This window comes from Halomonas sp. AOP7-B1-5, from assembly GCF_052353045.1.
Classification (GTDB): domain Bacteria; phylum Pseudomonadota; class Gammaproteobacteria; order Pseudomonadales; family Halomonadaceae; genus Vreelandella; species Vreelandella colorata.
The window spans coordinates 21,996-34,249 of record NZ_JBQTDC010000008.1; the positions used below are offsets into that span (position 1 = coordinate 21,996).

General features: G+C 56.2%; 10 protein-coding genes. 4 read left to right on the top strand and 6 right to left on the bottom strand.

From position 1 onward, the window contains the following. Positions 1–79: 79 nt before the first annotated feature. A complete protein-coding gene (locus tag ACT3XD_RS06330; RefSeq protein WP_192537372.1) occupies positions 80–955 on the top strand; it encodes an ion transporter in 876 nt (291 codons plus the stop codon). Between the two features lie 116 nt (positions 956–1,071). Here the strand turns inward: ACT3XD_RS06330 and ACT3XD_RS06335 are convergent, their stop codons facing one another. Together ACT3XD_RS06335 and ACT3XD_RS06340 are read right to left on the bottom strand one after the other, a co-directional pair. Continuing rightward, positions 1,072–1,695 (bottom strand): L-threonylcarbamoyladenylate synthase, encoded by a 624-nt coding sequence (locus tag ACT3XD_RS06335; RefSeq protein ID WP_192537373.1) that lies wholly within the window; start codon positions 1,693–1,695, stop codon positions 1,072–1,074. 67 nt (positions 1,696–1,762) lie between these two features. Further along, complete coding sequence (locus ACT3XD_RS06340; protein ID WP_192537429.1) at positions 1,763–2,701, bottom strand: PHP domain-containing protein; 939 nt, start codon at positions 2,699–2,701, stop codon at positions 1,763–1,765. Between the two features lie 183 nt (positions 2,702–2,884). On the opposite strand from ACT3XD_RS06340, the gene ACT3XD_RS06345 reads away from it, so the two are divergent. Both ACT3XD_RS06345 and mnmC read left to right on the top strand, forming a co-directional pair. Then, positions 2,885–3,184: a YciI family protein gene (locus tag ACT3XD_RS06345; protein WP_018918013.1), complete on the top strand. Its 300-nt coding sequence runs from the start codon at positions 2,885–2,887 to the stop codon at positions 3,182–3,184. A 156-nt stretch (positions 3,185–3,340) separates the two neighbouring features. Beyond that, complete coding sequence (mnmC, locus tag ACT3XD_RS06350) at positions 3,341–5,353, top strand: bifunctional tRNA (5-methylaminomethyl-2-thiouridine)(34)-methyltransferase MnmD/FAD-dependent 5-carboxymethylaminomethyl-2-thiouridine(34) oxidoreductase MnmC (RefSeq protein WP_192537374.1); 2,013 nt, start codon at positions 3,341–3,343, stop codon at positions 5,351–5,353. Here mnmC and ACT3XD_RS06355 read toward each other — a convergent pair. The 4 genes from ACT3XD_RS06355 to ACT3XD_RS06370 form a co-directional block, all read right to left on the bottom strand. After that, on the bottom strand, positions 5,347–5,619 hold the full coding sequence (locus ACT3XD_RS06355; protein ID WP_192537375.1) for a YheU family protein: 273 nt from the start codon (positions 5,617–5,619) through the stop codon (positions 5,347–5,349). The genes mnmC and ACT3XD_RS06355 overlap by 7 nt on opposite strands. Beyond that, positions 5,616–7,652, bottom strand: a complete 2,037-nt coding sequence (ligA, locus tag ACT3XD_RS06360; RefSeq protein WP_192537376.1) for an NAD-dependent DNA ligase LigA — start codon at positions 7,650–7,652, stop codon at positions 5,616–5,618. The genes ACT3XD_RS06355 and ligA overlap by 4 nt, the downstream gene beginning before the upstream one ends. A 109-nt stretch (positions 7,653–7,761) precedes the next feature. Beyond that, the gene (zipA, locus tag ACT3XD_RS06365) at positions 7,762–9,609 is read right to left on the bottom strand and encodes a cell division protein ZipA (RefSeq protein ID WP_192537377.1); all 1,848 of its coding nucleotides are present in this window, start codon (positions 9,607–9,609) and stop codon (positions 7,762–7,764) included. A 495-nt stretch (positions 9,610–10,104) separates the two neighbouring features. Next, positions 10,105–10,983 (bottom strand): LysR family transcriptional regulator, encoded by an 879-nt coding sequence (locus tag ACT3XD_RS06370; protein WP_192537378.1) that lies wholly within the window; start codon positions 10,981–10,983, stop codon positions 10,105–10,107. Positions 10,984–11,083: 100 nt separating this feature from the next. Here ACT3XD_RS06370 and ACT3XD_RS06375 point away from each other — a divergent pair, with 100 nt between their 5' ends. Continuing rightward, positions 11,084–12,253 (top strand): mandelate racemase/muconate lactonizing enzyme family protein, encoded by a 1,170-nt coding sequence (locus ACT3XD_RS06375; protein WP_192537379.1) that lies wholly within the window; start codon positions 11,084–11,086, stop codon positions 12,251–12,253. Position 12,254 lies beyond the last annotated feature (1 nt).

The window sequence follows — 12,254 nt, forward strand, 5'->3', positions numbered from 1 at the left end:
AACACGTACTGTATATCAAGAATGTTTACCAATAGGCTAAATCACCAGATAAGTGATTGTTTATTTCACTGGGATTGCTATGAGCTTCAACCTGACACCTGCAGCTGAGGGCCTACGCACCCAGCTTTTTCATATTATCTTTGAATCCGATACCCCGGCTGCCAAAGGATTCGATATTGCGCTGATCGTAATGATCATGGCCAGTGTTGGGGTGATTTTGCTGGGTAGCGTTCAAGATGTCTCCCAGGAGTACGGCTGGCTGTTTTATTACCTGGAGTGGGCGTTCACGATACTGTTTACGCTGGAACTTGCCGTGCGTATTTACTGCCTTGAGCGTCCGTCTATTTACTTGAAAAGCTTTTACGGCGTGGTGGATATGATCTCTATTCTGCCCGCCTGGCTGGTATTACTAATGCCGGGTTTTCATGCGCTGGTGATTATTCGCATCCTACGGGTGCTGCGAATTTTTCGTATTCTGCGCCTGATGGAGTTTGTGGGTGAAGGACGCCTGCTGATCGATGCCTTAAAACGTAGTTTTCATCAGGTACTGCTGTTCTTCTGCAGCATCTTGATGGTCGTTACTATGTTCGCCGCGCTTATGTATACCATCGAGTCGCCGGAGACAGGCTTTACCAGCATTCCCATGTCGATTTACTGGGCAGTGGTAAGCGTTACCACGGTAGGGTATGGCGATATCGTTCCCGGTACAGCGGTGGGCAAAGCGATTACCGTGGTTCTGATGCTGATTGGTTACTCGATCATCGCGGTGCCCACGGGTATTTTTTCCGCCCAGGTAATCCGCTCTATTCGTGAAGACCGCTACTCCGATGAGGCGTGCCCGGGCTGCGGCCATGACCGTCACGAAAAGCGTGCTCGTTATTGCCTGCGCTGCGGTACCTGGTTGGATGAAACAACGGAAGACCCGCACAAAGAAGACCTGCAGAAAGAACCCTAGCTTGGCTGGCTACTCAAAATATCTGGTAGCGCCATGGCCACGCTCGCGTGGGCATGGCGCTAAGCCAGGGCTTAGCTTTCCAGGACTTAACTTTCCAGGACTTAGCTTTCCAGGACTTAGCTTTCAAACGGGGTAATATCGCCGCGTCCTTCACGCACAATTTTGGGCGGCAGTTCACGCAAATCAATTACGCTGGTGGGGTCGAGATGACAGGCGCCGCCATCAATAATTAGATCCAGATGTGCTCCAAAGCGCTCGCGAATTTCTTCGGGGTCGCTCATGGGTAGGTCATCTCCTACCGGAATCAGCGTCACGCTCATCAGCGGCTCGCCCAGGGCCTCAAGCAGCGCGTGGGTAATCCGGTGATCGGGTACGCGCACGCCAATCGAGCGGCGCTTGGGATGCAATAGCAGGCGCGGCACTTCGGTGGTGGCATCCAGGATGTAGGTATACGGCCCTGGCGTATGCGCTTTCAGCAGCCGGAAAACGGCGTTATCCACCTTGGCATAAGTGCCAATTTCTGAAAGGTCCGAACACATCAGCGTAAAGTTGTGCTTGTCATCCAGCGAGCGCAGCCACTTTATCTTTTCAATCGCTTTCTTTTCACCCAGGTGGCAGCCCAGCGCATAGCCCGAATCCGTTGGGTAAGCCACCACCCCGCCTTTGCGAATAATCTCGATAGACTGATCGATCAGACGCTTTTGCGGGTTTTCGGGGTGAATCTGAAAATACTGACTCATAGTCTGCTCCTGCCCGTGGGCTCATTTCAATCCATTGGGGTGTTCACTTACTTATTTATACGCGTACTCATACCATAGCTGACGAAGCGGCTAATGGCCCAGCGGGAGCGTCGCGCAGATGCGACAACCGGGGGTGCTGCCAGATAGGCGGGGCGGCCGTGCGCGGCACCATGCTCATGCTGCCGGGCGCGGCGTGGCTGCCGGGGAAGTGAAAGTCGCTGCCTAATGAAGCGTAAAGCCCACGCTCGACCATTTGGCGGGCCAAGTCACGCGTGACATCCGGATTCTGCTGGCCGCTGACCAACTCAGCTGCGTCTCCGCCCGCCGCCTGAAAGGTATCCATTAAAAGACCCCGTTTACGCCGGGTTAACCCATAGCGTAACGGGTGCGCGATGACCGCTACGCCGCCGGAAGCCACCACCCACTCAACGACTTCGCTAATTTCCGGCCAGTGGGCTTTAACATCGCCTTTCTTGCCGCTACCCAGGTAACGTTTGAACGCGGTAGCCCAATCGGCCACTACACCCTCGGCGACCAGCGCGCGGGCGAAATCAGGCCGCCCCAACGGGCGGTCGCTGCCCGCCTGCTCACGGGCTTTTGCCAGGGCGTTGGGCAGGCCCACCTTTTCCAAGCGCTCAGCAATCACTTCTGCGCGCTGAATACGCGCCAGACGCTGCTGTTCAAGCCCTTCCACCAACGGCCCCTGCAGGCCACCCGGCATGAGTGCGACCACGTGAATATTGATACCCTGCCAGCGGGTGGATAACTCGCAGCCGGGTACCAGACAAATCCCGGCCTGCTGGGCGGCCTGCCCGGCTTCGTCGATACCGTCCATGGTGTCGTGGTCAGTCAACGCCATGTGGGTAAGGCCGCGCTCAGCGCATAGCGCTACCAGCTCAGTGGGGGTTAACGCGCCGTCGGACGCCGTTGAGTGCATGTGCAGATCAGCCGAATAGCGCTGATCTGCATCAAACACCGCAGGAAGTAACGTGGGGATCAAGGGCATGGGCATGACGTCGTGTGGCGAGTTTGTCAGAATAGGGATGTCGTACACGAACAGGCATAATGCTGTGTGTTCATAATGCTCTGTATGGGACGGTGCACGAATGCTCGCCATGGTGCGCGCTTATACGAGTGCGGTCAATGCCGCATAGAGCGCTTTACTGCATGCTTTTAAGGAGTTATCCCCATGCTTTACGCGATTATTAGTGAAGACGTATCGAATAGCCTGGAGCGCCGTATGGCCGCCCGCCCAGATCACCTGGCCCGTATTGAAGCGCTGCGCGATGAAGGCCGCCTGGTATTGGCGGGACCGCATCCGGCGGTCGATACCGAAAACCCCGGTGATGCGGGTTTTAGCGGCAGCTTGATCGTGGCGGAATTCGACAGCCTAGAAGCCGCTCAAAGCTGGGCTGACGCTGATCCATACATCATTGCAGGTGTCTATGCCAAGGTAATTGTTAAGCCGTTCAAGAAAGTTTTGCCTTGACCGAAAGTCGCTAGTGTGGAGGGTCCGCCAGCTAATTCACAGAGCCTGTGGAAAACTCTGTGCAAACCCAGCGGACGCTTTGCGCTAAGCCAGAGATAACGCCCCGATTAACAAATTGGCTATTTTTTAACCACTTCTCTCATTACGGATACCCGCGTGCCTCAACGCCCTACTGCTTTGCCTCCTCTAACGGCGTTAAGCGCGCCTTTACTCACCTGGAGTGACACTTCACCGCACTCGGATGACTTCGATGACGTGTATTTTTCCCGTGAGGGTGGCCTTGAAGAGACCGAGCACGTTTTTTTAAATACCAACCGCTTACCTGAACGCTTTGCCGCCTGGGAAAGCACGCGGGCGTTTGTAATCGGGGAAACCGGCTTTGGGACGGGGCTCAATATGCTGTGCGCCTGGGCCTGCTTTGAACAGCACGCACCCGCCGGGGCGCGGCTGCATCTGTTATCCACAGAAAAGTATCCTCTGGATCGGACGTCACTTGAGCGCGCCCTGCGCGCCTGGCCGTCGCTTGCGGGTTATTCACAGGTGCTTTGTGAGCAGTGGCCCGCATCGGTTAGCGGCGTACACCGCCTACACCTGAGCGACCGCGTTACGCTGGACCTGCATTATGGCGATACCACCGAGCGTCTGGCGCTTTTAGACGGCCAGGTCGATGCCTGGTTTCTAGACGGCTTTGCGCCTTCCAAAAATCCTCAGATGTGGCAACCCGAGCTGTTTGAAGCCATGGCGGCGCGCTCTCGGCCAGGGGCCACCTTTGCCACATTCACCTGCGCAGGCATCGTTAAGCGGGGCTTGAAAGCGGCAGGCTTTACCTGGAAAAAAGTCCCCGGCTGCGGGCGTAAGCGCGAAATTCTCGCGGGCATGATTGAAACACCGCCTGTTGATAAACGCCGTGAAGCAACGCCTTGGTTTACACCACCGGCGCCTCTCAAAACTCAGCATGTGGCGGTAATTGGTGCAGGGATTGCCGGGTGTAGCGTGGCGGCGGCGCTTGCCAGGCGCGGCATCAAGGTTAGCGTGATTGAGCGCACGGCGCCGGGGGCAGGCGGTTCGGGTAATCGTCAGGGGGCGCTTTATGTAAAGCTTGCCGCTGATACCAACCACCAGAGCCGGTTTTATCTCTCCGGCCTGTTATACAGCCAGCGTTGGCTTAGCCAATTAAAAGCGCCTTCACTTTGGCAACCCTGCGGCGTGGTTCAGCTGGCAACAAACGCTAAAGAAGCCAAGCGCCAGCAACGCTTTAGCGAGCAGCATGCGCTGCCCGAAGCCGTGGTGGTGTCACCGCTTACCCAAGGGCTTAGCGAGGCGGCCGGCGTTACCATTGACGCCCAGCACGCGCTTTTTTATCCACAGGCGGGCTGGGTGCGGCCCAAGGCGCTATGTGAACACTTACTTCAAAGCCCCAACATTACCCTTACCCAAGGTGAGGTAACGTCGCTTAACCGTGAGCATGAACACTGGCAGCTGAAGCTTGCTGATGGGCGTACGATAAATGCTGACCACGTGGTGATTGCAAGCGCTCACTACGCCAACACGTTTACTCAGACGGCCTTTGCGCCCCTACAGCAGGTGCGCGGCCAGGTTAGTGAAGTGACACTGCCCGTCGGCGTAAAAGGCCCTGAGCGGGTCGTGTGCGCGGGTGGCTATGTATCACCGGCGTTTGAAGGCGTGCTGACCTTTGGCGCAAGCTTTGTGCCTAACAATGACTCTACCGAAGTGACCGATACCGACCATCAGCGCAATATCGAGGAGCTTCGCCAAACGCTCCCGGCACTGGTGGCAGAACTTGAGACAGCGTTGGAAAGCACAGGCGCCCAACTGACCCCACAGGCGCTTGAAGGGCGTGCGGCGGTGCGCGCTGCAAGCCCGGATAAAACGCCCTATGCGGGCCCGGTGCCCGACGCTTCTGCCTGGCAGTCAGCGTATGCCGTGCTGGGTAAAGATGCCTCGCGGGCACCGGATGTAGCTGGCGAACACTACCCCGGCTTGTGGATATCGACCGCTCACGGCTCGCGTGGGCTCTCAAGCGCGCCGCTATGCGCTGAGGTGATCGCCTCCCGACTGTGCGATGACCCCATGCCTCTGGAGGCGCCGCTGGTCGATCACCTTCACGCCGGGCGGCGTATTATCAGCGCGATCATTCGCGGTCAGTAGTCGCCCTCTTCCTCATCATCCGCCAGATCCCGACCGAAGGAACGCCACTGCGCCAGGGTCATTACTTCGGTCATTTCAAGCTTCAGGTCGTGGGCAATAATCAACTCGCTGCGCGCCAGCTGCTTTTTAAGCTCAGCCACCCAGCCTTTCATTCCCTCACCAGTATCCGTGGTGTCATAACCCTGTCGGGTAACAAAGGCCTCCAGCAGCGCATCAAGGGTTTCCGGGGGCAGCATGCGGGCGGGTACTTCAATAAAACGGCTCATTCAGGTTGCTCCCACTGCGAAAGGCGTTCGATAAAGGTCGCTTCATCGACCACTTCAACGCCTAGCTGTTCAGCTTTGGTTAACTTGCTGCCTGACGCTTCGCCAGCCACCAGCGCCGTGGTCTTTTTCGAAACGCTGCCCGCCACTTTGGCACCCAGCGCCTGCAGCCGCGCCTTGCCTTCATCGCGGGTCATGCTTTCCAGCGCGCCGGTCAGCACCCAGGTCTGGCCTTCAAGCGGCGTGGGACCTTGGGCGACTTCGGCTTCCTTCCAGGTAACGCCTGCTTCAATCAGCGCGGCAATCGTTTCCTGGTTGTGCGGCTGACGGAAAAACGTATGCACGTGGGCTGCCACAATCGGGCCCACATCATTCACCGCCTCAAGCGCTGCAAGCTCGGCCGCCTGAAGTACCTGCAGCGTACCAAAGTGGCTGGCCAGATTGGCCGCCGTGGCCTCACCCACTTCACGAATCCCCAGCGCGTAGATAAACCGGGCGAGCGTAGTGTGTTTGGCTTTATCCAGCGCGTTGACCAGATTCACCGATGACTTTTCGCCCATACGCGGCAGGCTCTGCAGCTGCTCAACGGTCAGGTGGAAAAGATCGGCGGGGGTTTTCACCCAATCAAGCTGCACCAGCTGATCGATCAGCTTCACGCCCAGGCCATCTACATCCAGAGCCTTGCGGCTGGCAAAGTGTTTAAGCGCTTCCTTACGCTGCGCGGCGCAGTACAGCCCGCCCGAACAGCGGGCAACGGCTTCACCGTCCACACGCTCGATATCCGAGCCACATACCGGGCAGTGCTCGGGGAACACAATCGGTTGCGCATCGGCCGGGCGCTTGTCCACATCCACCCGCACTACCTGAGGGATAACATCGCCTGCGCGCCGAATGGTGACCGTATCGCCGATCATGACGTCCAGCCGGGTGATTTCATCGGCGTTGTGCAGCGTGGCATTGGAAACGATAACGCCCGCCACGCTCACCGGTTCAAGCCTTGCCACCGGGGTGATGGCACCGGTACGGCCGACCTGAAATTCAACGTCGTTGAGCGTGGTGACTTCTTCCTGAGCAGGGTATTTAAACGCGGTGGCCCAGCGGGGGGCTCGGGCCACAAACCCCAGCTCGCGCTGGTAGCGCAGCGCATTGACCTTGATCACCACGCCGTCGATATCGTAGCCCAGCTGATCACGTTTCGCGCCCAGCTGCTCGCAATACTCGACCACAGCCTGCGGGCCGGTCAGCACTTTTAACTCGGCACTTGAGCGAAAACCCAGTGTGATCAGGCGGGCCATCAGTTCGCTATGTGTCGCATCGCCCATGTCGGGCTCAAGGCGTGCCGCCTGGTAGGCGTGGAACTCAAGCGGGCGGGTCGCGGTAATCTGGGGGTTTAACTGGCGCAGGCTGCCCGCTGCAGCGTTACGTGGGTTAGCAAAGACCTTGCTGCCTTCTTCCCGGGCGCGCTCGTTGAGGGCCTCAAAGCCTTTGTGGCGCATGATAACTTCACCGCGCACTTCCAAAAGCTCAGGGATTTGCTTGCCCATCAGCTTTAAAGGCACCGAGCGCAGCGTGCGCAGGTTAGAGGTAATGCCCTCCCCGGTACGGCCATCGCCACGGGTGGCGCCGCTAACCAATACGCCCTGCTCATAGACCAGCGATACCGCCGCACCATCAAGCTTAGGCTCACAGGTAAACTCGACCTCATCAGCCTCGCACTCCAGGCGCTCGGCCACGCGCTGGGCAAAGGCGATAATATCCTCTGCGTTAAACGCGTTATCCAATGAGAGCATGGGAATAGCATGGGCAACCGAGGGAAACCCATCGGCTGGGGCGGCACCTACTCGCTGAGTAGGTGAATCCGGTGAGATAAGCGAGGGGTTTTCGGCTTCCAACTGTTTTAAACGCTGCAATCTACGATCGTAGTCGGCATCCGTTAACGTTGGCTCGTCCAATACGTAGTAACGGTAGTTGGCTTCATCAAGCTCGGCGCGCAGCTGGGTGACTTCTTCCAGCAATTGGGGGTCAGGCTGACTCATTAACGTTGGTTTCCATCGTACAGGCTAAAAGCGATCACAAAAAAGACACATCTTAGAACAAAAACACCCGCCTTCTGCAAGAAGGCGGGTGTTTAATCGCAAGCGTTACTTAGTGGGCTTGCATATGGCGATGCAGACGATGGCGCCGCTCGAAATCGCGTACCCGCTGACGGGCAAACTCGATGGTTTGCGCCGTCATGACGCTGCGGTGTTCATCTTTCAGTTCACCGCCCATATGGCGTACCACTACCATGGCGGTTTCGACCATGGCTTCAAAAGCGGCTGAGCTGTCGACCGCTCCCGGCAAGGGCATCAGGAAAGTAACGCCTGGAGTCACAAACTCGCCCATTTCCTCGATCGGGAAGGTGCCAGGCTTGACCACATTGATCATCGAGAACTGCAGCTCGCTATCGGGGCTCTCGGTTTCAAAGCGGTGGAAGACACCCATCGGGCGGCTGTAACGCAGGCCGCACGCCATAATGAGATCAAGCAACTTGCTGCCATCAAAGCCTTCCGGGTCACGAGAAAGCACGCTGATTACGATGACTTCATCAGCATTGGAAAGCGTCTCTTTGGCATGCTCGCCAGACACATCATGACGTAACGCTTTTTCAAGCGTTGGGTGAGTACGTACTACCGAGTCACGCTGAGCACGAACCGGCGCGTCATCATAAGACTCGTAATTTTCGTACTCTTCGCTCGGCTCGTCATACGCATAAGCGGGCTCTGGTTCGTCATATCGAGGCGCGGCGGCTTTTTGAGCGGCAGCGGCGAGAGCAGCGGCCTCGTGTGCCTCTGCCTGCTCCTGAGCGATACGGGCTTTTTCTGCTTCGGCGGCTTCTTTCGCTTCACGGCGCTGTTCGGCTTCCAGCGCTTTACGCTCAGCCTTCTGCTTGGCCAGCGCTTCAGCACGTATGGCTTTTTCAGCTTTTTTACGCGCCTTCTCTTTACGACGGATAATCAAACGACGCTTAAAGGAGCGGCCGATACCTTCAAAATCGACCAACCGGTATTCGTCGACTTCATCATCATTAAGCTCGTCGTACTCGCCAACCGTATCTTCGCGCAGTTGGCGACGCTTGGGCGCATCCTGCTTGGCAAACACGGCGTCTTCTGGCTCGGCACGTAAAACAGGCTCAGCTGGCGTAGCGGCGGTGGACAGCGCAGGGTCTGCGACGCTCTCTTTATCTACCTCGTTAAACGCATCTACCTTATTAACCGAGGCGACTTCTGCATCGCCAGTGGTTAATTCATCAGTAACGGACAGCTCATCGGTAGTCGATTGATTGGTAGCAGATAAAGAGATAGACGGCTCATCAATGTGGCGTTCGCTTTGGGCGGGCGCAGGCGCTGAAGGGCTTTCCTGGGCAGCTGTCGGCATGGGCTGGGTGTGTTCGTGAGGCGCTTGTGCTTTAGCGGGCTTAGCGTGAGTGACGGACGGCTCGCTATTTGAAGCACTATTTGAAGTACTACTAGTAGAAGTAGAAGCACTATCTAAAGAGAAGCTGGGTTCACGACGCTCATAATCTGTTGGTGACGTAGCCGCTGGTGAAGCAGCAGACGCGGCTCTAGACGCAGTGGGTGCAGCATGCGTTGCGGCGGCTTGCGATGCGGCAGCTGTTTTACGCTTGGGCACGGCATTGGCGAAGGAGCGTCTGAACTCGGATAGTACGCGGGAAGGCCCGGGATGATCCTGACGCTCTAGCTTGGGTTTTGAACCCAGGCCAGTATAGTCAGCAGGTTTAACGACCCGCGCACCACCGTTAGGCAGTTCCCAGTTAATCTCTGCTTCTTTAGCTTCGTCATCAAGGTCGGTTAGCTTCGCTTCGGGAAGATCCTTAACCGCTTGATCTAGACGTGGGACACGCCGCTGGCGCTGGAGTCGCCTTACACCGTCGACTACGATGAGCGATACCAACGCCAAACCTAAAATAATTAGCCACTCTCTTAGTTCCATGTCGAACATTCCATGGGTCATCTTACCGGTTGCTAAAGCGCCATACCTGAAGATGCTGGCCTTCAAGGTGATTAATAATTATCACCAGCATAGCGCGGTTGCTACAAAAAGGGCCACTTATTGGGCAATCTTCACGTTATGGCACAGTTTTTAACGTTTTTGAGCAAATTTTTGACGCTGATCGCAACTAGACCCTTGCGGCGATTAATAGTGCCATAAATTTGCTGTTTAATATAAATAAGGCAGTACCTTTTACACTTAACGTTATGTTTACTTAAACTCAGAACGTTAAATCATAAACAACTTGAAAACTAACCAACCAATCACTGTATGCATAAACAGCTTATCATTATTGCTATGCTTTAGCTGTACCAGTTTCAGCTACTACACCATAGCATTAACCACAATTTTATAATGATCAATATAGATAAGTTGAGCCTTTTTACACATTTTTTTATCAATTTAACGATAAATGTTAATGCTTGTAGCGGTTTCTTAACGCTTGATGAGCCTGTGCCAAAAGGCATCGGCAAAGGTGCTTGCTAATACGCGTGGCCGAGTAAGATGAATTTCCAACGGGATATCCCAGGCTTCACCGAGTGCCCGAACCAGCGTTCCCTCCGCTATTTCCTGCTCCGCCAGGCTTTTAGGTATCCATGCCAAGCCCTTGTTTTCTATTACCATTGACATCAGTACCGCGGCTAGATGACTACTAAAGCGGGGAGTGAATATCCGGTCGCCTGCATGTTGCTTAAGCCAGTGATTTACCACGCGGCCCAGCCCCGACGCATCGGCATAGGCCAGATACGGCATCTCTTCCAGCGTCCGAGTGTTACCCATTTCTTTACCCATTAACGGAATCAGCGTGTCCTCGCCTATTTGGATACTTTCAAAATGCTCCGAAGAGAGCAAAGAAGGCACGGCGACATGGTGGTGGCTTAGTAAAAACTGGCTATCGCCACGCAGCAGCAACTGTTCACAGGCAGCCATGGTATCTGAATGCAGCCGTACCGCCTCCATGGGCGCGCCCTGCTCCAGGGTTCTTACCCAGCGCGGGAAGAACGTAAATGAAAGCGAATGCGTGGCCGCAAACTGCAGCGTCTTGGTCGCCTTGCCTTCAATTTCCTGGGCTTCAGCACGCAATCGGTAAAGCCGACCTATGGCTTCAAAGGCGCTCGCCTGAATATGCCGACCAGCAGGTGTCAGCGTAGTGCCTTGGGGGGTACGCACAAACAGGCTAACGCCCATCCACTGCTCTAGCGCGCGAATGCGTCGGCTAAACGCCGGCTGAGTGATATGACGAGCCTCGGCGGCGCGCACAAAGCTGCCGTGCTCGGCAAGGGCGGTAAAGTCTTCAAGCCAGACAAGTTCCATAGGGCAATGCCGTTTCAGCATGAGGTAACGCAGTAATAGCATTGGGCAGCGGCGCTTGTCACGCATAGGGTTAAGCTCTTAACCGTTTAAGGAGCTTGCCATGCGTATTGTGGATATTCGCGAGAAAACCGTTTCGATCGCCTCCCCGATTGCCAATGCCTATATCGATTTTTCCAAGATGACCTGTTCGGTGGTGGCCGTGGTCACCGATGTGATCCGCGATGGCAAGCCAGTGATTGGCTACGGCTTTAACTCCAACGGCCGCTACGGTCAGGGCGCGCTAATGCGTGACCGCTTTCTGGATAGAATCACCGAAGCCAACCCCGACACGCTGATCGACCAAGAGCGCGACAACCTGGACCCATTTGCCATCTGGGATACCCTGATGAAAAACGAAAAGCCCGGCGGCCACGGCGAGCGCTCGGTAGCCGTTGGCACCATCGACATGGCAGTGTGGGACGCGGTGGCCAAAATTGAAGGCAAACCGCTCTACCGGCTGCTTGCCGAGCGTTATCGCAATGGCCAAGCCGACGATAAAGTCTGGGTGTATGCCGCTGGCGGCTACTACTATCCCGGTAAAGACCACACCAAGCTGCAGGACGAAATGAAGAGCTACCTGGCGCGTGGCTACAACGTGGTAAAAATGAAGATTGGCGCCGCGCCGCTTGAGGAAGATATTCGGCGTATTGAAGCCGTGCTTGAAGTAGTCGGCGATGGCAGCCGTCTAGCGGTAGATGCCAACGGGCGCTTTGATCTAGAAACGGCCATTGCTTACGCCGAGGCGCTGAAACCGTATAACCTCTTCTGGTACGAAGAAGCCGGTGATCCGCTGGATTACGCACTTCAGGCGGAGCTTGCCAATCACTATGAGCTACCCATGGCGACCGGCGAAAACCTGTTTTCGCATCAGGATGCCCGCAACCTGCTGCGCCATGGCGGTATGCGTGCCGACCGTGACTTCGTACAGTTTGACTGCGCGCTCTCCTACGGCTTGGTGGAGTACATGCGCACGCTCAAGGTGATGGATGAACTTGGCTGGTCATCGCGCCGCGTGGTACCCCACGGTGGCCACCAGATGTCCCTTAACATCGCCGCTGGCCTGCACCTGGGCGGCAACGAATCCTACCCTGACGTATTCCAGCCGTTTGGGGGCTTTGCCGACGGCATTCAGGTTGAAAATGGCTACGTCGGCCTGCCGGACACCCCCGGCGTGGGCTTTGAAGCCAAATCCAAGCTGTATGCGGTGATGCGTGAGCTGGGCGAAGGTTAAG